Source organism: Mycobacterium deserti, from assembly GCF_025345615.1.
Classification (GTDB): domain Bacteria; phylum Actinomycetota; class Actinomycetes; order Mycobacteriales; family Mycobacteriaceae; genus Mycobacterium; species Mycobacterium deserti.
This window is the reverse complement of record NZ_JAODWD010000005.1, coordinates 292604-313152: the sequence shown is the minus strand read 5'-3', so window position 1 is coordinate 313152 and position 20549 is coordinate 292604. Positions and strand designations below refer to the sequence as shown.

Here is a 20549-nt window from a genome sequence, read left to right as displayed (position 1 = left end):
GAGCCTAGGGCGGCGAGGACCTAGAGCAGGTCCAGCAGAAACGGCAGTTCCTGCGGCGCATACCAGGCCAGATCGTGGTCCTGGGCGTCGCCGACGGCCAGTTCGGCATCCTCGTCGCCCAGATCGGCGGCGTCGACGACCTCGACGGCGGTCAGCACCGCGGCTTCGGCGTCGGCATTGTCGACGTAGGCGGCCACCACGTCGGCGAACGCCACCGGACTCGACAGCCGCACGACCGCGTCGTCGAGGTCCGGCCGCGGCTTCGCGTCCTCGGCACGGACCACCAGCACCACGCGCCGCGGCGCCAACTCAGAGCCGCCGTCGGCCAGCAGCCGCATCGACGCCAACGCCGCGTCGCGCAGCGCTACCTCGGCCAACTCGTCGTCATCGCCTTCGGCATAGGACTCCCGCAGCGTCGGCGTCACGGCGAACGCGGTGCCGTTCACCGCGCGCAACGTTCCATCCGCGACGAGCGACTGCAGCATGGCCAGGGTCGCCGGAACGTAGACGTGCACCTGGCGAGGTTAGCCGCTACTGGGCAGCCGGATCCTTCTCGACGGCGATGACGAAGTCGTCGCCGTGCTGGGTGACCCCGGTGACGACGGCCGAGTCGACAGCTTCCTCGGCGTACCGCTTGCGCACCACCAGCGGATCGGTCCGCAGATCCTTCATCAGTGACACGCAGAGCAACACCATGACGATGACGAACGGCACGGCGGCCAGAATCGTGATGGTCTGCAGCCCGGTAAGAGCATCGGAGCCGCCCAGCAGCAGCATCACCGCGGCAACGGCACCGGTGGCGACGCCCCAGAAAATCACCGTCGGCCGCGACGGGTTCATCGATCCGCGTTCGGACAGTGACCCCATGACGATCGAGGCGGCGTCCGCCCCGGAGACGAAGAAGATCGCCACGAGGATGATCACCAGCACGCTGGCGACGGTGGCCAGCGGATACTGCTCGAGGAGTCCGAAGAGTTGCCCCTCTGAGCTGCCGTCACCGACCACGTCGACGCCCTGCTGCTGTTCGCGGATCGCGGCGCCACCGAAGATGCAGAACCAGAACAGCGACACGACACTCGGCACCAGCAGCACACCGGCGACGAACTGCCGAATGGTGCGGCCTCGCGAGATGCGCGCGATGAACATGCCGACGAACGGCGTCCACGACAGCCACCACGCCCAATAGAAGACGGTCCAGGACTGCAGCCAGTCGTTGACGTCGCCCCCTTCGGCGCCCGTGCGCGCCGACATCATCGCCAGCTCCTGCAGATAACTCCCGACCGAGGTGGGGATGAGATTCAGGATGAACACCGTCGGGCCGACGACGAACACGAACAGGGCCAGGACCAACGCCAGGACCATGTTGATGTTGGACAGCCACTGAATGCCCTTGGCCACACCGGAAACCGCGGACAATACGAACGCCACGGTCAGTATGGCGATGATGCCGATCAACACGGCGTTGCCGGTCTGACCGATGCCGGCCACGATCTGGAGTCCGCTGCTGATCTGCAGTGCGCCGAGGCCGAGCGACGCCGCCGAGCCGAACAACGTGGCGAAGATCGCCAGCATGTCGATGACCTTGCCCCAGCCGCCGTTGGCGCGCTCACCGATGAGCGGCTCGAAGGCCGCGCTGATCAACTGGAACCTGCCCTTGCGGTACACGCCGTAGGAGATCGCCAGGCCCACCACGGCGTAGATCGCCCAGGGGTGCAGCGTCCAGTGGAACAAGGTGGTGGCCATCGCGGTGGCGGCCGCTTCGTCGTTGCCCGGTGCGCCGGTGCCCGGCGGCGGGGTGACGAAGTGCGTGAGCGGTTCGGCGACGCCGTAGAACATCAGGCCGATGCCCATGCCTGCGCTGAACATCATCGCGATCCAGGACACGGTCCGGAACTCCGGCTCCTCGTCGTCTCGGCCGAGGGGGATGTCGCCGTATCGACTGATCGCCAACCAGAGCACGAACACGACGAAGCCGGACGCGGTGAGGACGAAGAACCAGCCGACGTTGGTCATCACCCAGGCCAGTCCAGCGCTGGAGGCGTCGGCGAGCGTCGTCGTGCTCACGCCACCCCAGACGAGAAATGCGACCGCGATCGCGGCGGTGACCCCGAATACAACCCAGTCGATACCGCGACGGCGCTTCTGCTCGGCCCGATCGAAATCGACGTCGAGGACGGGATGCGGAATGGCCGTATTGGTGGGTGAGCGCAGCGCGCGCCCGGTCGCGGCTTTGGCTTTCTGGGTCTTCTTCGTCTCTGGGCTGATTGTCATGGTGAGCCAATTCGACCCCGCAAAGGTTCACCCGTCAATCCCGCAACGGAAACGAACGGGTTACTGCGCGGCTTCCAGCAGTTCATCGAGCGCTTCGCGAAGCAGGCCGGGCAGCACGTCGACGTCGCTCATCGCGTCGCGGTCGGCGTTGATGCCGAAATAGATCATGCCGTTGTACGACGTGACGCCGATGGCGAGCGTCTGATTGGTCAACAGCGGTGGCACCGAGTACGTCTCGAGCAGCTTGGTGCCCGCGACGTACATCTGGTGCTGGGCGCCAGGCACGTTGGTGATCAACAGATTGAACTGCCGTGCCGAGAACCCGGTGGCAACGCGGATCCCCATGGCGTGCAACGTCGGCGGCGCGAAGCCGGACAACGTGACGATGGTCCGGGCGTCGACCAGGCTGGCGGCGGTCGGATGCGACTCGGTGGCGTGCGCGATCTGCGACAGTCGCACCACAGCGTTGCCCTCCCCCACAGGCAGGTCGACCAGGAAAGGCGACACCTCGCTGATGGCCTGGCCCGGCCCGGCCGCTTCGTGGTCGGTCTCCGGATAGACCGACATCGGCGCCATGGCGCGCACGGTGGTCGTCGTCGTCACCGGCTCACCGCGCGAGATCAACCAGTTGCGCAGCGCGCCGGCCACCACCGCGAGCACGACGTCGTTGACGTCGCAGTCGTAGCGCGCCCGCACCATGCGGTAGTCCTCGAGCCGCCCGCTGGCGACGGTCAGACGCCGGTTGCGCGACACCGTGGTGTTGAGCGGACTGTTCGGTGCGGTGCCTCGGGCCACGGTGCGGGCCACGTCGATGAATCGACGGCCGATGTCGACGAGATGCCCTGCGTTGGTGGCGGTCTCGGTGATGGCCGTCCGCACTGCACCGAGTTGGTCGGCCGGTCGGGTCACCCACTCCCCCACGGCGCCGAGCAGCAGTTGACGGTCGCTCGGCTCGCGGGCCGGTATCCAGATGTCCTCGCCGAACTCCGGCGGCTTCTGGGTCCGATCGGCGATGACGTGTCCGATCTCGAGCGCCGTCATACCGTTGACGAGGGCCTGGTGAGATTTCGTGTAGAGGGCGACGCGGTTGCGCGCCAGTCCTTCGACGAGGTACATCTCCCACAGCGGACGCGACTTGTCCAACGGGCGCGAGCCCAGACGGGCGACCAGGTCGTGCAGTTGGGCGTCGCTGCCCGGCGACGGCAGCGCGGATCGGCGGATGTGGTAGGTGATGTCGAAGTCGCGGTCGTCGACCCACACCGGACGGGCCAGGCCGAGCGTCACTTCGCGCACCTTCTGCCGATAGCGCGGAATCTGCGGCAGGCGCTGTTCGACGGTGGCAAGCAACGATTCGTAGCTCAGGCCGTGGCGCGGCCTTCGCAGAATCGACAGCGATCCGACGTACATCGGGGTGGCCGAATTCTCCAGACCGAAGAATGACGCATCGGACGCCGACAATCTGGTGACCATCGCCGCGCCGCCTCCCTGTGTGTGCCGAACTCCCAGCCTCCGTACGGTATCGGCCGTTCCTGGCATCGCGCATTACGGGTGCGTCGAACCCCCTGCCAGCCGTGGGATCATGAACAGGTCTGCGACTCTCCGGCAGATGCGTCCCGTCTCGTCGACCGCTGGAGAGCATGGAAGTGACTGCATCAAAGATCCCGTCGGAGCAGGCGGTGTTGGTCTGTCCGGTCATCGATTACGAACCGCGGCCGGTGGGTTCGGTCCCGGCCGCCCCGCCGTGCCCGCCACCGACGTCCGCTTCGCTGCGCCGACGCACCACTCGTCCATCTCCGTGCCCTTCGAACGGCCGACCCCGGCGTCCGGTGGTGCCCGCCCCCGCCCGCGAACCCGCACCCCCGCGCGTAGCTGTCGTGTTCGCCGACACTGCGCTGCGCCGCATCCTCGAAGTGATCGACCGGCGCCGACCCGTCGCGCAGCTGCGTCCGCTGGTGACGCCCGCGTTGATCGACACCGTGCTCGAGCTGACCCGATCGCCGCACAACGCCGCAGCCCGGTTACATCGCGTGCGAGTGCGCATGGTCGACGACCGGGACGGCGAGGCAGCCGAGGTGTTCGCGACCTACACGCGCGGCGCACGCGTGCGCGCGCTCGCCGCGCGCATCGCGCTCACCGGCGGCAATTGGCGCGTTGTCGCCCTGCAGGTCGGTTGACCGCGCCGGCTCAGCGCCTGCGGCTGCCCTTTGCCGCCTTCGCCTGCTGACGCGCGGCCTCGCGCCGTTCCCGCCGCGACGTGCTCGGTGCCGAGTGCCGGCCGCCGTCGGAACGCTGCACCTGGGCAGAGCCGTCTTCCGACGGACCTGTGTAGGTCAGCGGCGGCGCCGCGTCGTCGTCGATCCCCTTGGCGCGCAAGGGAGCCGGACGCTCCTTAGTGGCCACCCCGCCCTGCTCGGACGCCTTGGCCGCGGCGGCCTGTGCGAACGCCGCGAGCCCGGAGGGCGTCGCGACGGGCGCCACTGCGGGCGCGGCGGGCGCGGCCTCCACCTGCACGTTGAACAGGAAGCCGACCGACTCCTCCTTCAGACCTTCGAGCATGCCGACGAACATGTCGTAGCCCTCGCGCTGGTACTCCACCAGCGGATCGCGCTGCGCCATCGCCCGCAGGCCAATGCCCTCCTTGAGGTAGTCCATCTCGTAGAGGTGCTCGCGCCATTTGCGGTCGAGCACGTTGAGCAGCACGTTGCGCTCCAGCTGGCGCATCGCACCCTCGCCCGCGATCTCCTCGAGCTGCTTTTCGCGTTCGGCGTATGCGCGCTCGGCGTCGGCGATCAACGCGTCGAGCAGCTCCTCGCGGGTCAACTCGCCGGGTTCGCCGACGGCGTCGGAGTCGATCAGGTCGTTGTGGTCGATGCCGACCGGGTAGAGCTGGCGCAGGGCGGTCCACAGCTGCTCGAGGTCCCAATCCTCGGAGTAGCCCTCGGCGGTCGCGCCGTCCACGTAGGCGGTGACGACGTCGGTCAGCATCTTGTGGGCCTGCTCGGCGAGGTTCTCGCCCTCGAGGATGCGGCGGCGCTCCGCGTAGATGACCACGCGCTGCTGGTTCATCACCTCGTCGTACTTGAGGACGTTCTTGCGGACCTCGAAGTTCTGCTGCTCGACCTGGGTCTGCGCGCTCTTGATCGCGCGGGTGACCATCTTCGCCTCGATCGGCACATCGTCGGGCAGGTTGAGCCGGGTCAGCAGGGACTCCAGCGTCGCGCCGTTGAAGCGCCGCATCAATTCATCACCCAGCGACAGGTAGAACCGCGACTCACCCGGGTCACCCTGGCGGCCGGAACGGCCACGCAGCTGGTTGTCGATGCGGCGGGACTCGTGGCGTTCGGTGCCGAGCACGTACAGGCCGCCGACCGCGATGACGTCCTTGGCCTCCTCGGCGGCCTCGGCCTTGACCTGGGCGACGATCTCGTGCCAGGCCTTCTCGTAGTCCTCCGGCGTTTCCACCGGGTCGAGCCCGCGCTCGCGCAGCCGCCGGTCGACCAGGAAGTCCACGTTGCCGCCGAGCACGATGTCGGTGCCGCGGCCTGCCATGTTGGTGGCGACGGTGATCGCGCCGAGCCTGCCGGCCTCGGCGATGATGTTGGCTTCCTGCTCGTGGTACTTCGCGTTGAGCACGTTGTGCGGGATGCGGCGCTTCTGGAACTGTCGCGACAGGTATTCCGAGCGCTCGACGCTGGTGGTGCCGATCAGCACCGGCTGCCCCTTCTCGTAGCGCTCCGAGACGTCGTCGACGACCGCGATGTACTTGGCTTCCTCGGTCTTGTAGATGAGGTCGGATTGGTCGCCGCGGATCATCGGCTTGTTGGTCGGAATGGAAACCACGCCGAGGCCGTAGATTTCGTGCAGTTCGGCGGCCTCGGTCTGCGCGGTGCCGGTCATGCCCGAGAGCTTGTCGTAGAGCCGGAAGTAGTTCTGCAGCGTGATGGTGGCCAGAGTCTGGTTCTCGGCCTTGATCTCGACGTTCTCCTTGGCCTCGATGGCCTGGTGCATGCCCTCGTTGTAGCGGCGACCGACGAGCACGCGGCCGGTGAACTCATCGACGATGATGACCTCGCCGTTGCGGACGATGTAGTCCTTGTCGCGATTGAACAGCTCCTTGGCCTTCAGGGCGTTATTGAGGTAGCTGACCAGCGGCGAGTTGGCCGCCTCATACAGGTTCTCGATACCGAGCTGGTCCTCGACGAACTCGACGCCGATCTCGTGCACACCGATGGTGCGCTTGCGCAGGTCGACCTCGTAGTGGACGTCCTTCTCCATCAGCGGAGCCAGCCGCGCGAACTCGGTGTACCAGTTCGACGCGCCGTCGGCGGGGCCGGAGATGATCAGCGGCGTACGAGCCTCGTCGATGAGGATCGAGTCGACCTCGTCGACGATCGCGAAGTTGTGGCCGCGCTGCACGAGGTCGTCGAGGCTGTGCGCCATGTTGTCGCGCAGGTAGTCGAAGCCGAACTCGTTGTTGGTGCCGTAAGTGATGTCGGCGGCGTATGCGGCCCGTCGCTCGTCGGGTGTGAGCCCGGACAGGATCACCCCGACGCTCAGGCCGAGGAACCGGTGCACGCGGCCCATCTGCTCGGCGTCGCGCTTGGCCAGATAGTCGTTGACGGTGACGATGTGCATGCCCTTGCCGGACAGCGCATTGAGGTAGGCGGGCAGCACCGCGGTCAGCGTCTTGCCTTCGCCGGTCTTCATCTCGGCGACGTTGCCGAAGTGCAGCGCCGCGGCGCCCATCACCTGGACATCGAAATGACGCTGGTCGCGGACCCGCCACGAAGCCTCGCGCGCCACGGCGAACGCCTCGGGCAGCAGATCGTCGAGGCTCTCCCCGTCGTCGAAGCGCTTCCTGAACTCGTCGGTCTTGGCCCGCAGTTCGGCGTCGGAGAGCTTCTCGATGTCGTCGGCCAGGGTGTTGACGTAGTCAGCCACCCCCTTGAGGCGCTTGACCATGCGGCCTTCGCCGAGACGCAGCAACTTCTGCAGCACGCTATTTCCCCTATGGGTTCGAAGTCTTGAGCTCAACCCATGGTAGGTGACATGCAGCCACGGTCGGCCGAACGGCGTCGGGCCGGGCGGAACCGGCCCCCGGCTCAGGCGAGCCGGATCAGTCCATAGTCGTAGGCGTGGCGCCGGTACACCACAGACGGCCGGTCGGTCTCCTTGTCGTGGAACAGGAAGAAGTCGTGGCCGACCAACTCCATCTGCGACAGTGCGTCGTCGACGGTCATCGGTGTGGCGGGGTGCTCCTTGACCCGGACGATCTGCCCGGGTGCGTGGTCGTCGACGGCCACGTCGAGCGGTGTCCCGTCGGTGGACTGCTGCGGCGTCAACGGGTCGACGGCCAGGCCCGCGGCCGTGGCCTCGGCGACCGACACGGGCGTCTTGTCGCCGTAATGGATCTTGCGCCGGTCCTTGCTACGCCGTAGCCGGCTCTCGAGTTTGCACACCGCCGCCTCGAGAGCGGCGTAGAAACTGTCGGCACAGGCTTCGCCTCGTACCACCGGGCCGCGACCGCGCGCGGTGATTTCGACGTGCTGGCAATTCTTGCGTTGGCGACGGTTGCGCTCGTGGTCGAGTTCGACGTCGAAGAGGTAGATCGTGCGATCGAACCGTTCGAGGCGCTGGAGCTTCTCGGAGACGTAATTACGAAAATGATCAGGGATCTCGACATTGCGACCGGTGACCGCAACCTCGGCGCGGAGGGCGGCTTCGGGCTGTTCGTCCTCGACCACCATTGTGCGGGTCGAATTGATGGAATCCGTTGACATGCTTAGTAACTCGTTTCTCTTTCGCGTCCGCACGCGTCAGCGTGCCCGGCTAGCTCGAATCGCGCCGACGGGCTCTGCATGTCTCATGCCTGGTCGCGGCCCGCCGGTGCAAGGTGTCGTCTACTCACCTCCTACCGCTGGTCGCGATGTTGGCGCTTCGTGCCGAGCGCCGCCGTGAGGCATTCACGGGTGGTTGTTGCCGACGGTAGTCCGTGTTCACCCGGTAGTGCCAGTAAATTCGCCGACCTGTTTTCAGTTCTTCACAATTGGTGACGTCACTGAAATCGCCCATCTCGTCACGACGGGATCATGCGTTTGCGACGGCAAGGACGGCCGCGACACGTGCGCCTCCGTTGTGCAGAACGCGCACGGACTCACCGGCGGTGGCGCCGGTGGTCACGATGTCGTCGACGAGCACCACCTCTCCGGCGACGGGCTTGACGGGCTTGACCCGGCCGGCGATGTTGCGCTGCCGGTCGGCACTGGACAGGCCGACGGAGTCCGAAACCAGGGCCCGGGTGCGCAAGGCCGCCACCACCGCAACGCCGGGAAGTTCGGCGGTTGCGGCCATCGCCATCCGCAGGACAGGATCCCCACCGCGGCGCCGGGCGGCCCAGCGGCGCGTGGGGGCGGCCACGACGCTCACCGGTGTGTCGACCACGCCCCAGCTCAGCAGGTGTTCGAGCCCGGCGCGTAGCGCGGCGGCCAGCGGAGCGACCAGGTCCGCACGGCCCTGCTCCTTGACGGCGACGATCGCGGTCCGCCTGGCGCCGGCATACCGGCCGAGGGAGAACACCGGCACGCCGGGATCGAGCCGCGGCGTGATCAGATGCGGCTGGTCGTCGGCGACCGCCAACTCTCGTGCGCACTGCGGGCACCAGCGCGTCGACGGCGCGCTGCACCCGCCGCAGTGCAGCGGAAGAACAAGGTCGAGCACGACGCCCAGTCTCGCGGCTGCCGGTGACAAGCCGAGCGGCCTGCGTAAGTTCGCCGACTTCGGGGAACCCACCGTCATGGCCGACCAGCGTGAATCATTCATCGTCGACTGCCTGGTCAACGCTTTCTCCGACCTCATGGAGGCCGACCCCGACGGGTTCCGGACCAAGTTCCGCAAGATGGCGGCCGAGCCGTTCGCCTTCTACCGTGGCAGCGCGTGCGTGTTCTACGCCGACGTGGCCGCCCGCGAGGACCGGTGGGCCGACGATCGCACCAGCCGGGTGTGGATTCAGGGCGACCTGCACACGGAGAACTTCGGCACGTACATGGACGGCGAGGGCAAGCTGATCTTCGACGTCAACGACTTCGACGAGGCCTACATCGGACACTTCACCTGGGACCTGCAGCGGTTCGCCGCCAGCGTCGCGCTGATGTGCTGGCAGAAAGCGCTGTCGGACGCCGAGATCAGCGGTTTGATCGACACCTTCATCCGGGCCTACGTCGACCAGGTGCGCTGGTTCCTCCACACCGACGACGACGCGAGCTTCTCGCTGAACCTCGACACCGCCCGCGGCGCGGTGCTGACGGCCTTGCAGTCCGCTCGGCTGTCGACGCGGTCGGACCTGTTGAACCGCATCACGCGAGTCGACGAGTGGGACAGGCGGTTCCGCGACTCCAGCGGGGTGCGCCGGCTCGACGAGGGCGAACGCGAAAAGGTGGCCGACGCGTTCGATCGGTACCTCGAGACGATCCCGAAAACCAAACGCTTCCAGGGCATCACCTACGACATCAAGGACGTGGTCGCCAAGAGCGGGCACGGAATCGGCAGCGCGGGCCTGCCGACCTACACGGTGCTGATCGAGGGGTTCAACCAGGCGCTCGACAACGACGCCGTGTTGTCGATGAAGCAGGGCAACGTCGCAGCTCCCAGCCGGGTCGTGACCGACCAGAAGGTGCACGAGTTCTTCCGCAACCACGGGCACCGCACCGCGGTGTCGCAGCGCGCGCTGCAGGCGCACGCCGACCCGCTGCTCGGGTACACCGACATCGACGGGACAGGCTTCGTCGTCAGCGAATTATCGCCCTACGATGCCGATTTGGAATGGAGTGAGCTGACCGAGCCCGACGAGCTCGCCGAGGTGGTGTCGCAGCTGGGGCAGGCAGTGGCCAAGGTGCACTGTGTGGGCGATACCGACAGCGACCAGTCGCTGGTCGACTTCCAGACCGAGGAGGCGATCGACACGGTCATCGGTGAACGCATCGACGAATTCGCCCGTGACATGGTCACATTCGGCCTGGAGTACGCCGCGGTGGTGCGTGACGATCACCGGCACTTCGTCGAGGCGTTCCGCGAGGGCCGCATTCCCGGTGTCACGTCCACTTAGCGAGGCGCGACGACGTCGCTCACCCCAGGACGATCGAGTCACCCTGCACCGACACCGCTTCGGCGTTGAGCGGGCGCGATGCCGGACCGTTGGCGACGGTACCGTCCAAGTTGAACTTGCTGCCGTGACACGGGCAGTTGATGGTTCCGCCGGCGACGTCGGCCAACTTGCAGCCCGCGTGGGTGCAGATCGCCGAGAATGCCTTGAAGTCACCGGCCGAAGCCTGGGTCAACACGATGTCGTCGACGATCACACCAGAACCAACGGGCACATCGGCGGTCTTGGCGATGGCATCCGCGGCGGGCGTTCCCGGACCCGACGCAGACGCGGGTTCTGTTGTCGGAGAATCCGATCCGGAGTCTTCATTCCTTCCATAAGTGGTGCAGGCCGCGGCAACGGAGGCGACCAGACCAAGTCCGGCTCCGATGATGAACTGTTTGCGACGCATTGCAATCCTTTCGTTAGAACGTGATGCCGGTCGTCTGGAAGAACCACAACGCCGACGTCAGCCAGGTGTAGACCAGGCCGAAGAAGACCAATCCCCCCGCGATCGGAACCACCCATGCCCGCACGCCCCTTCGCGTGAGCAGGAGCATCTTCGTCGCAAAGGCGCCATAGAAGAAGCATCCGAACAGTGAGTGGAACAGCACCCTGGTGTCAGTCGACGCGAAGCCAAGCGCATACAGGCAGTGCACCGCCACCGGCACGGTCGCCAGCACGGCCAGGCGTCCCGACCAGACATGGGCCGTGCCGATCCACGCAGGCGCCCGGCCGCCCGGCGTCAACCGGTACATCGCGAATGCCGATGCCAACTGGAACACCGCCAGCGCCACCGCCAGGGTGGCCAGCCACGACTTCACCGCGGTGCCGCTGGAGAACCCCGCCACGTTGATCGAGAAGAACTGCGGCTCATGCATTTTCCCGAACGCGCCAAGTCCGACCGCGACGAGGGCACCTATCACCACGGCGGCCAGGCCGCCCACGCCGGCGGTGGTCGGCTGTCGAGTCGTCGGCGACTCAGACATCGCCCTCACCCTTCAGCCGGGCCGCCGTGAAGTCCCATTTCCGCTCTCCGATCCAGAGCGTGCCCACGAGGGTGGCGTTCTCCAGCCTGCCGTCGAGGCGGCTGCTTCGGTCCGTGTTCGCCAGGCGCATGGTGCCATTGACGGCGGGTCCGCGCAGCCACGACTCGATGGCGTAGCCGTCGCAGGCGTATGCGCTCGCTTCGGAGCCGTCGACGCTGATCTCCACGGTGAGCGTCCCGTCGGCGGTCGGGATGTCGCCGACGTAGTCCGCGTGCTGCGGGAAGGTTTCCAACGGCTGGGCGGGCGTCGGCGCGGCGGTGGTGGACGTCTCCGCGACCGGCGTGGGCGACGCCGTCCCGGGCTCTTGCGCCACGTTGAGAGAGAGGATGGCGCCGCCGAGGGCCGCGACGGCACCCAACGTGATCAGTGGACCGCGAATCGTCATGTCTTCTACTCCTGGCTGATAGCAAACGCCTGTGGCGTCGTTCTGTCAGCACAACGGGCGATGCCGCGAGACGGTTCAAAGCGCGAAAGGCGAGGGCCGCATCAGCCCGGGAGCACGGGCACCGCACTGTTGGCCATCAACGGGCGCACCTCGGCCCACGCCGGGTTGTCCTCGGCAGCCGAGGCGGACAGCTGAAGTACGCCGCGCTCGTCTGCGACGTACACCGTCGACGGGCTCGCTGCCACGGTGCTGACAGGCATCAGCAGGTTGCGGCTCGGGCCGTCGGAGTTGACCCCGTCGAGGTTGACGTAGGAGACGGGATGCGCGGGATCGGTTCGGCTGACGACGATGTCGTCGCCGGTGCGCCACGACAGGGACACCACGGTGTTGCCGAGTCCGAAGCCCAGGCGTCGAGGGTAGGTCAGCGCGTAGCCGCCGCCCGGCGTCTGCTCGACTCCGGCCATGATCACCTGTCCCCCGATGACCATTGCGGCGCGAGTACCGTCGCGCGACAGTTGCAGCTCGGCGATGACGCCGGGGAATCTCGACGAGACGCGTGCCGAGTCGACCGGTATGCGCGCCGGGGCGCCGGAGGCGTCCTGGATGACGCGCACCACGTTGATGCCGTCGACCACCACCCAGATCGCGTCGTCGAGCGACCAGCTCGGCCGCGAAAGGCTGCGCCCCTCCAGCCCCTGCGACGCGTTGCCGCCCAGCGGCCCGACCCACAGCGACGACACCATGTCGGGTGCGCCGGGGCGAAGCGTCACGATGGAGGCCACTTCCTGTCCGGAGCGCGAGACGGCCGCGGCGGTCTGATTCGGTGTGGAACCGAACGATCCGGACACCCGCGGTGCCCGTTGGCCGTCGAGCGACACCAGCGACCCGTTCACCAGCGCGTGCAGGCCGGCCGCCGCTCCGGGGAACGCGCCTGGATCTGTGGCGGCGACGTCCGAGGTCTCCCAGCCGTCGGCGAACCTGTCGTCGAGCGCCGCGCCGTCGGCGTTGATCACGTAGGGTCCGTTGACCCCGGCGCGCGACAACGTCCAGATGATCTGCGCCGCAAGCAGTTGCCGACTGTGCGGGTCGGTCGTCGACAGGCCGTCGACGTCGATGCGCGCGCCGCCGTAGCCGCGGCCGACTCCCATCTTCCCGCCGTCGGCGCGGGTGACCGGGCCACGCAGTTTCAGCGGCGGGCCGAGCAGGTTGCGCACGGTGCCCGCCATCTCCGGGCGCGCGCCAGCGACCAGCTTGCTCACCAGTTCGGTGGCCAGTTGGTCGGGGTCGGACACCGCGACATACCGCGGATCGGGTACGACGGTCTGGCCAGTCGGGTCCGCGAAGTACAGCGTGTTGCGCTTGTAGGTGGACTGGAACTGCTGCCAGTCCAGGAATACGCCGTTGGGCAGTTTGTCGATGCGCCAGCCGTCCGGAGTCTTCACCAGTTCGATCGGGCCGGGGTCGGGCAGCGCGCCCTCGCCGGTCTCGAAGACGCCCATGTCCGAAAGCGACCCGAGGATGTCGGCGCGCATGTTCACCGAAACTCGCTCCGGCTTGCGGGTTTCGACGAACACCACGTTGTCGATCAGTAGTGCGCTACCGGCGTCGTCCCACGCCCCTGAGGCCGACTCGGTGAGAAACTGCCGGGCCGCCAGATGCCTGTTCGCGGGATCGGCTGTGGCTTTGAGAAATTCGCGCAGCAGCACGTCCGGGTCCATGTCCGGAGTCGGCTTCGGCAGGCTCGGTGGCGCGGGGCGGTCGACGGTGCCGATGGCCTGCGGCGCCGAGGAGCTGGGCACGCCGGCGCATCCCGCCAGGACGCAGGCCAGCAGCCACACGATCGCGAGCAGGCGCTTCACACCGTCTCCTCGGCGGGCTCGCGGTCGCGGGTACGACGCGGCGGCCGTTCCGCGACAACGGGCTTCATCGGAAGCGGACTCGTCGTCACCTTGTGGCCGCGTACCAGCGGCAGGGTGAGTCGGAAGCAGGCGCCCTTGCCCGGTTCGCCCCACGCTTCGAGGCGGCCCTGGTGCAGGCGGGCGTCCTCGATGCTGATCGCCAGTCCCAGTCCGGTGCCGCCGGAACGCCGCACCCGCGACGGGTCGGAGCGCCAGAAGCGGCTGAACACCAGCTTCTCCTCGCCGGGGCGCAAGCCGACGCCGTAGTCGCGCACGGTGACCGCGACCGTGTCCTCGTCGGCCGCCATCCGGATGCGCACGGGCTTGCGCTCGGCGTGGTCGATGGCGTTGGCGATCAGGTTGCGCAGGATCCGCTCGACGCGGCGCGCGTCGACCTCGGCGATCACCTCCGCGGGGGGCAGATCGACGATCAGTTCGACGTCGGCGTCGGCGGCGAGGTGTCCGACGTTGTCCAAGGCGCTCTGCACGGTGGAGCGCAGATCCACCGCCTCGACCGACAGCTCGGCGACACCCGCGTCGTGGCGCGAGATTTCGAGCAGGTCGTTGAGCAGTGTCTCGAACCGGTCGAGCTCGTTGACCATCAGCTCGGTGGAGCGGCGCAGCGCGGGGTCGAGGTCCTCGCTGTGGTCGTGGATGAGGTCGGCGGCCATGCGCACCGTCGTCAGTGGGGTGCGCAGTTCGTGGCTGACGTCGGAGGTGAAGCGGCGCTGCAGGTTGCCGAACTCCTCGAGCTGGGTGATCTGGCGGTGCAGGCTCTCGGCCATGTCGTTGAACGACACCGCCAGACGAGCCATGTCGTCCTCACCGCGCACGGGCATGCGCTCGGTGAGGTGTCCTTCGGCGAACCGCTCGGCGATCCGCGAAGCCGACCGCACCGGCAGCACGATCTGGCGGGCCACCAGCAGGGCGATCGCCGCGAGGAGTACCAGCAGCACGACCGCACCGGTGGCCATGGTGCCGCGCACGAGCGCAATTGTGGACTCTTCGTTGTTGAGCGGGAAGATCAGGTACAGCTCGAGATTGGTCACCGGCGACGAGGTAGGGCTGCCGACGATCAACGCGGGGCCGGAGAAGCCGTCGGTGTTGACGGTGGCGTACTGGTAGCTGACCTGACCGGCCGTCACGAACTCGCGAAGCGCGTTGGGCACCTGCTGGACCGGGCCCGCGGCGGTCGCCGCGCGCGGACCGTCGCCGGGCACCACGAGCACCGCGTCGAAGGTGCCCGCCAATCCGGTGCCGGCGTCGGCGGTGCGGTCGATCAAGGTGTTGCGCGCCAGTTGCAGGCTGCTGTCGAGCGAACGAGTCTCCTCACCGCCGACGATGCCGCTGACAGTGCCGCGCGCACGGTCGACCTCTTCGGTCGCGGCGCGGACTTTGACTTCGAGGATGCGGTCGGTGATCTGACTGGTCAGCACGAAGCCCAGCACCATGATCACGGCCAGCGACAGCCCCAGCGTGAGCGACACCACCCGCAGCTGCAGAGAGCGTCGCCAGGCGAGCGCCAGCGCTCGACCCAGCGCACCGAGACCGCGTACCAGTGGTGCCGAACGCCGGTGAATGCGCCGTCGCGAGCTGAAGATCACGGCGCCCGCCGAGCGGTCAAGAACACGACGACCGCCGAGGAGTCAAGATCATGGCCACGGCGCAGCCGTGCGGACTCACGGCGGTCCGGCCTTGTATCCCACTCCTCGAACGGTCAGCACCACCTGCGGGTTCTCCGGGTCCTTCTCGACCTTGGCCCGCAAACGCTGGACATGCACGTTCACCAAACGGGTGTCGGCGGGGTGACGGTATCCCCACACCTGTTCGAGCAGCACATCACGAGTAAACACCTGCCGTGGTTTGCGTGCCAGCGCGACCAGGAGGTCGAACTCCAGCGGCGTCAGCGAGATCTGCTCACCCTGCCGGGTCACCTTGTGGGCGGGCACGTCGATCTCGACGTCGGCGATGGAGAGCATCTCGGCCGGCTCGTCCTCGTTGCGGCGCAGCCGGGCGCGCACGCGGGCGACGAGTTCCTTCGGCTTGAACGGCTTCATCACATAGTCGTCGGCACCGGATTCCAGGCCGAGCACCACGTCGACGGTGTCGGTCTTGGCCGTCAGCATCACGATCGGCACACCCGAGTCCGCGCGCAGCACGCGGCACACGTCGATGCCGTTCATGCCGGGCAGCATCAGGTCGAGCAGCACCAGGTCCGGGCGCAGTTCACGCACGGCGGTGAGCGCCTGCGTGCCGTCGCCGATGACCGCGGTGTCGAAACCTTCTCCGCGCAGCACGATGGTGAGCATCTCGGCGAGCGAAGGGTCGTCGTCGACAACCAAAATCCTTTGCCTCATGGAATCCATGGTGTCACCAAAACGCGACAAAACGCGGCTAGCACACGGGCGTTTTGCGTGTTGAACGGTCTCAGCGCCCGCTCAGCGTCGACGCGAGTGCCGCCGGATCGACGTCGGGACCGGCAGTCACCCACCGGCCGCACCAGTGCTCGGCCGCCAGCGCGGAGTACACCTCGTTGGTGCGCCGCTGCAGACCGTCGTCGCGCTCGTAGGCGTCCTTGGCTCGGTCGGCTTCCTCGCGGGCCCGGTTGTCGGCCCGCTCGGCGGCGAGTTCTGTTGGCACGGCCAGTAGCACCTGCCAGTCGGGCTTTCGGAGCCCGAGCCGGTCGTATTCGAGCCACCGCACCCACTCGACGATGTCGCCGTCGACGCCCTGGTGCATGCGCGCGGCGCTGTAGGCGGCGTTGGACGCGACGTAGCGGTCGAGAATCACGACGTCGTGGGTGGCGTCGAGATGGGCGATCTGGTCCATGGCGCCCGCGCGATCGAGAGCGAACAGCACCGCCATCGCAGAGACGGATCCCGCGAGGTCGCCGTGCTCGCCGCGCAGGGCCTCAGCGGCCAGGTCGGCCGTGACCGAGTGGTGGTAGCGCGGAAAGGCAAGCGTGGCGACCGATTTGTGCGCCGCCTCGAACGCGGCGCGCAGTCCATCGGTCAGCGTGCGTTTGCCGGCGCCGTCGACGCCTTCGATCACGATGAGCACGCACCGCAGCGTATCTGTGGCGACGCGGACCGGCGGCGTGACGGATCGAGTCGGTGCGCAAACATGTGTACGCGCTGCCGCGTGAAGCAGCGGACAATTTGACCGGACAGTTCAACAGCGGAAGGGCACACATGGCCGCCTACACCATCGGCGTCGTCATCGGGGCGTTGGCGATACCGCTGATCGGTCTGACGCTGTTGATCGTCGGGCTCGTCCAGCGGACCCGGCGCCAACCGCCGCCACCCGGTTACGGCCCCTACCCGCCGCAGGGCTACCCGCCGTATCCTCCTGGCGCCCAACCGCCCTACTACTATCCGCAGCCCGGTCAATGGCCGCCGCCGCGGCCGAAGCCGCGCGGCACCGGGCTGATCATCGCGGGCTCGGCGATCCTCGTTCTGTCGCTGCTGGGCGGCGTGGTCCGAGCCGCCACGTTGTCGTCGTCGCCGGATTCGGAGAGTAGTTCTTCTCGTTCGAGCAGTTCGAGCAGTTCAAGCAGTCCGTCGCGGTCGAGCACCGCGACGAGCACGCCTGCCGCCGGTGACGGTCTCGTGATCGGCGACTGCGTACTCGACAGCGAATTCACCGAACGCAACCCGGAGCCTTCGGACTGCGAGGACCCGCGGGCCGTCATGGAACTCGTCTCCAAGGGTGGTGCGAATGCGATGTGTCCGGACGGCAAACGCCGCGACGACACCGACTACACCACGTTGTTCTGGGATGACGAAACGCTGTGCTTCGCCGCTAATTTCATTGAGGGCGAATGCTATTCAGTCAACACCGTCGATATGACCGAAGCGCCGTTCGCTCACCGGAACTGCGTGAGCTCGCTGGCTCAGGTCAAGGTCGTCCAGCGGTTCGACGGTACGACAGATGACACGCGGTGCCGGGCCGGTTCGAAACCGATCTCCTACGTCCAACCGGCGCGGCTGTACTGCCTGGAACCCGCCCGTTGAGGCAGACGGAGCAGGCTCGGCCCGAGAAGCTTCGGAACGCCTGCGCGTTTTCTGTGTAAGGCCTTGGGAGGCTTTGCATCACCACGGCGGCGACTCCAGACTGGCAGCAAACAGCCAATCCCGAGGAGCTCAGCTCATGCCCAACGTCACCACGCGCCACCTGTCGATGACCCTGTTGGCGGGAGTGGCCGCCGTCGCCGCACTGTGCGCCGCTCCCCTGGCCAACGCGACCGGGGACCCCGCCGTTGATCCGCCGCATTGCACCACCGCCGACCTGCAGGGCGTCCAAGCCGGCGTGGACGCCTCGGCCTCGGCGTATCTGTTCACCCATCCCGATCTGAATGGTTTCATGAGCACGCTCGGTGACCTGTCCCGTGAGCAGGTCGCGACCCGCGTGGACGGCTATATGGCCACCCACCCGCAGGAGGACGCCGAGATGAACGGCATCCGCCAACCGCTGGTGGACATGAAGAACCGCTGCGGCACTGCGGTCAGCCCTTAGAGACGCCGAAACTGCGGTCAGATCGCGAATTTCAGGGAAATCGCGATCCGACCGCAGTTTCGATGGCGACCGACTCAGTACCGGTAGTGCTCCGGCTTGTACGGGCCTTCGACGTCGACGCCGATGTACTCGGCCTGCTCCTTCGTGAGCTTGGTCAGCGAGCCGCCGAGCGCCTCGACGTGGATCTTCGCGACCTTCTCGTCGAGGTGCTTGGCAAGGCGGTAGACCTCGTTGTCGTACTCGTCGTTCTTGGTCCACAGCTCGATCTGCGCGATGACCTGGTTGGAGAAGCTGTTGCTCATCACGAACGACGGGTGGCCGGTCGCGTTGCCCAGGTTCAGCAGGCGACCCTCCGACAGCACGATGATCGAATGCCCGTCGGGGAAGACGAACTCGTCGACCTGAGGCTTGATGTTGATCCGACGGATGTCCGGGTCACGCTCGAGCCGGGCCATCTCGATCTCGTCGTCGAAGTGGCCGATGTTGCCCAGGATCGCCTGGTGCTTCATCGACCGCATGTGCTCGAGGGTGATGATGCCCTGGTTGCCGGTCGCGGTGATGATGATGTCGGCCCAGCCGACGGCCTCTTCGACAGTCTTGACCTCGAAGCCGTCCATCAGCGCCTGGAGTGCGTTGATCGGGTCGATCTCGGTGACGGCCACCCGTGCGCCCTGGGCCTTGAGTGCCTCGGCGCAGCCCTTGCCGACGTCGCCGTAGCCGCACACCAGCGCGGCCTTGCCGCCGATGAGGACGTCGGTGCCGCGGTTGATGCCGTCGATCAGCGAGTGGCGGGTGCCGTATTTGTTGTCGAACTTGCTCTTGGTGACCGAGTCGTTGACGTTGATCGCCGGGAACGACAGCTCACCGGCGGCGGCGAACTGGTACAGCCGCAGCACACCGGTGGTGGTCTCCTCGGTGACGCCCTGGACCGACTCGGCGATCTTGGTCCACTTGCCCTTGTCGGTCTCGAACCGCGCGCGCAGCAGGTTCAGGAAGACCTTGTACTCGTCGGAGGCGTCTTCCTCGGCGGGCGGAACCACGCCGGCCTTCTCGAACTGCGCGCCGCGCAGCACCAGCATGGTGGCGTCGCCGCCGTCGTCGAGAATCATGTTGGCGGGCTCGTTCGGCCAGGTGAGCATCTGCTCGGCGGCCCACCAATACTCCTCGAGTGACTCGCCCTTCCATGCGAAGACCGGAGTGCCCTTGGGGTCCTCCGGCGTGCCGTTCGGGCCGACGACGACGGCCGCGGCCGCGTGGTCCTGGGTGGAGAAGATGTTGCAGGACGCCCAGCGAACCTCGGCGCCGAGTGCGACCAGCGTCTCGATCAGCACGGCGGTCTGGATCGTCATGTGCAGCGATCCGGAGATCCGGGCGCCCTTGAGCGGCAGCACCTCGGAGTACTCGCGCCGAAGCGCCATAAGACCGGGCATCTCGTGCTCGGCGAGCCGGATCTCCTTGCGGCCGAACTCGGCCAGCGACAGGTCGGCGACCTTGTAGTCGATGCCGTTGCGGACATCGGCGGTCAGTGTTGGTGCAGTCATGTAGAGCCCCTTTTTCGTTCGTCATTGTCGTGCGGCGCACAGATGTGCGCCGAGGACACCCATGCGGAAAACCCTCAGCCTGCGGGCTCGCGGGACAGGCGCTTGGCGCTCTGACAGCTAAGGGATATCTATGACACCGTAGCGTTCGGCGAACGGCGTCATCAATTTGGCCAGGTCACGAGCCACATCGTGGTCCGCCTCGGGGGGCATCGACACGTAACTCATCGCCAGTCGGACGATGGCTCTGGCCAGCACCCCGGCGTCCTCTTCGCTTGCCTGCACCCAACTGTCCACGAACGTGGCCGTCAGCCGCCGGCTGCAGTGCGTGATGATCGGTCCGCTGTCGGTGGTGATGAGCTGCAGCAGATCGGGTTTGATGTCTCCGGTCAGCAGCGAGATCACCAGCGGATCGGCGGCGGACTCGGTGAAGAAGTCCCGAAACCCCTGCTCGAACGCGGCCTTCACGTCGCCTTCGTTGCCCTCGATCGACTCGTCGATCTGGTCCACGAGCCGGTCGGCCAGACGCAGTGCGTACGCCTGCGCCAGGCCCTGCCGTGAGCCGAACTCGTTGTAGATCGTCTGGCGGCTGATGCCGGCGGCCTTGGCCACGTGCGACAGCGTGATCGCCGACCAGTCGCGGGTGAGCAGCTCCTCGCGCATGCCGTCCAGAATCGAATCGCGCAGCAGCACCCTGGACGCCTCGGCGTACGGGATGCGCTGCGCGGTCCGTCTGTCGCGCCGCAGTGCACTCAC

General features: G+C 67.2%; 19 protein-coding genes. 4 read left to right on the top strand and 15 right to left on the bottom strand.

The window, feature by feature from the left end:
• Positions 1-20 precede the first annotated feature (20 nt).
• Genes N4S67_RS21320 through N4S67_RS21310 form a run of 3 tightly spaced genes read right to left on the bottom strand, consistent with a single transcriptional unit; the run spans position 21 to position 3741 of the window.
• The gene (locus N4S67_RS21320; protein ID WP_390893468.1) at positions 21-515 is read right to left on the bottom strand and encodes a DUF6912 family protein; all 495 of its coding nucleotides are present in this window, start codon (positions 513-515) and stop codon (positions 21-23) included.
• Between the two features lie 16 nt (positions 516-531).
• On the bottom strand, positions 532-2271 hold the full coding sequence (locus tag N4S67_RS21315; protein WP_260995010.1) for a BCCT family transporter: 1740 nt from the start codon (positions 2269-2271) through the stop codon (positions 532-534).
• A 60-nt stretch (positions 2272-2331) separates the two neighbouring features.
• Positions 2332-3741 (bottom strand): WS/DGAT/MGAT family O-acyltransferase, encoded by a 1410-nt coding sequence (locus N4S67_RS21310; protein ID WP_260995009.1) that lies wholly within the window; start codon positions 3739-3741, stop codon positions 2332-2334.
• A gap of 167 nt (positions 3742-3908) precedes the next feature.
• On the opposite strand from N4S67_RS21310, the gene N4S67_RS27995 reads away from it, so the two are divergent.
• Positions 3909-4445: an Rv3235 family protein gene (locus N4S67_RS27995; RefSeq protein WP_313959972.1), complete on the top strand. Its 537-nt coding sequence runs from the start codon at positions 3909-3911 to the stop codon at positions 4443-4445.
• A gap of 10 nt (positions 4446-4455) precedes the next feature.
• Here N4S67_RS27995 and secA read toward each other — a convergent pair whose 3' ends face one another.
• From secA to N4S67_RS21290, 3 genes are all read right to left on the bottom strand, one after another.
• Complete coding sequence (secA, locus tag N4S67_RS21300; protein ID WP_260995007.1) at positions 4456-7269, bottom strand: preprotein translocase subunit SecA; 2814 nt, start codon at positions 7267-7269, stop codon at positions 4456-4458.
• A gap of 104 nt (positions 7270-7373) precedes the next feature.
• Positions 7374-8018 (bottom strand): ribosome hibernation-promoting factor, HPF/YfiA family, encoded by a 645-nt coding sequence (gene hpf / locus N4S67_RS21295; protein ID WP_260995285.1) that lies wholly within the window; start codon positions 8016-8018, stop codon positions 7374-7376.
• A 340-nt stretch (positions 8019-8358) separates the two neighbouring features.
• Positions 8359-8988 (bottom strand): ComF family protein, encoded by a 630-nt coding sequence (locus N4S67_RS21290; RefSeq protein WP_260995284.1) that lies wholly within the window; start codon positions 8986-8988, stop codon positions 8359-8361.
• A 76-nt stretch (positions 8989-9064) separates the two neighbouring features.
• Here N4S67_RS21290 and N4S67_RS21285 point away from each other — a divergent pair, with 76 nt between their 5' ends.
• Positions 9065-10372, top strand: coding sequence for a DUF2252 domain-containing protein (locus N4S67_RS21285; protein WP_260995006.1), 1308 nt, complete (start codon positions 9065-9067; stop codon positions 10370-10372).
• Positions 10373-10391: 19 nt separating this feature from the next.
• Here the strand turns inward: N4S67_RS21285 and N4S67_RS21280 are convergent, their stop codons facing one another.
• From N4S67_RS21280 to N4S67_RS21250, 7 genes are all read right to left on the bottom strand, one after another.
• Positions 10392-10820 (bottom strand): QcrA and Rieske domain-containing protein, encoded by a 429-nt coding sequence (locus tag N4S67_RS21280; RefSeq protein ID WP_260995005.1) that lies wholly within the window; start codon positions 10818-10820, stop codon positions 10392-10394.
• A gap of 13 nt (positions 10821-10833) precedes the next feature.
• A complete protein-coding gene (locus tag N4S67_RS21275) occupies positions 10834-11397 on the bottom strand; it encodes a DUF6529 family protein (RefSeq protein ID WP_260995004.1) in 564 nt (187 codons plus the stop codon).
• The gene (locus N4S67_RS21270; RefSeq protein ID WP_260995003.1) at positions 11390-11842 is read right to left on the bottom strand and encodes a hypothetical protein; all 453 of its coding nucleotides are present in this window, start codon (positions 11840-11842) and stop codon (positions 11390-11392) included. Before N4S67_RS21270 ends, N4S67_RS21275 begins: the two co-directional genes overlap by 8 nt.
• A 101-nt stretch (positions 11843-11943) precedes the next feature.
• Positions 11944-13701 (bottom strand): MtrAB system accessory lipoprotein LpqB, encoded by a 1758-nt coding sequence (gene lpqB / locus N4S67_RS21265; protein ID WP_260995002.1) that lies wholly within the window; start codon positions 13699-13701, stop codon positions 11944-11946.
• A complete protein-coding gene (mtrB, locus tag N4S67_RS21260; protein ID WP_260995001.1) occupies positions 13698-15344 on the bottom strand; it encodes an MtrAB system histidine kinase MtrB in 1647 nt (548 codons plus the stop codon). Before mtrB ends, lpqB begins: the two co-directional genes overlap by 4 nt.
• A 75-nt stretch (positions 15345-15419) precedes the next feature.
• Entirely contained in the window at positions 15420-16106 is a 687-nt protein-coding gene (gene mtrA / locus N4S67_RS21255) for a two-component system response regulator MtrA (protein WP_260995000.1), read from the bottom strand.
• Positions 16107-16167: 61 nt separating this feature from the next.
• The gene (locus N4S67_RS21250; RefSeq protein WP_260994999.1) at positions 16168-16800 is read right to left on the bottom strand and encodes a dTMP kinase; all 633 of its coding nucleotides are present in this window, start codon (positions 16798-16800) and stop codon (positions 16168-16170) included.
• 53 nt (positions 16801-16853) lie between these two features.
• Between N4S67_RS21250 and N4S67_RS21245 the strand changes: the two genes are divergently transcribed.
• Positions 16854-17753, top strand: a complete 900-nt coding sequence (locus N4S67_RS21245; RefSeq protein ID WP_260994998.1) for an LppU/SCO3897 family protein — start codon at positions 16854-16856, stop codon at positions 17751-17753.
• A gap of 136 nt (positions 17754-17889) precedes the next feature.
• Positions 17890-18255 (top strand): heme-binding protein, encoded by a 366-nt coding sequence (locus N4S67_RS21240; RefSeq protein ID WP_260994997.1) that lies wholly within the window; start codon positions 17890-17892, stop codon positions 18253-18255.
• A gap of 74 nt (positions 18256-18329) precedes the next feature.
• Here N4S67_RS21240 and ahcY read toward each other — a convergent pair whose 3' ends face one another.
• Both ahcY and alkX read right to left on the bottom strand, forming a co-directional pair.
• Complete coding sequence (gene ahcY / locus N4S67_RS21235) at positions 18330-19796, bottom strand: adenosylhomocysteinase (RefSeq protein ID WP_260994996.1); 1467 nt, start codon at positions 19794-19796, stop codon at positions 18330-18332.
• A gap of 117 nt (positions 19797-19913) precedes the next feature.
• The gene (gene alkX / locus N4S67_RS21230) at positions 19914-20549 is read right to left on the bottom strand and encodes a TetR family transcriptional regulator AlkX (RefSeq protein WP_260994995.1); all 636 of its coding nucleotides are present in this window, start codon (positions 20547-20549) and stop codon (positions 19914-19916) included.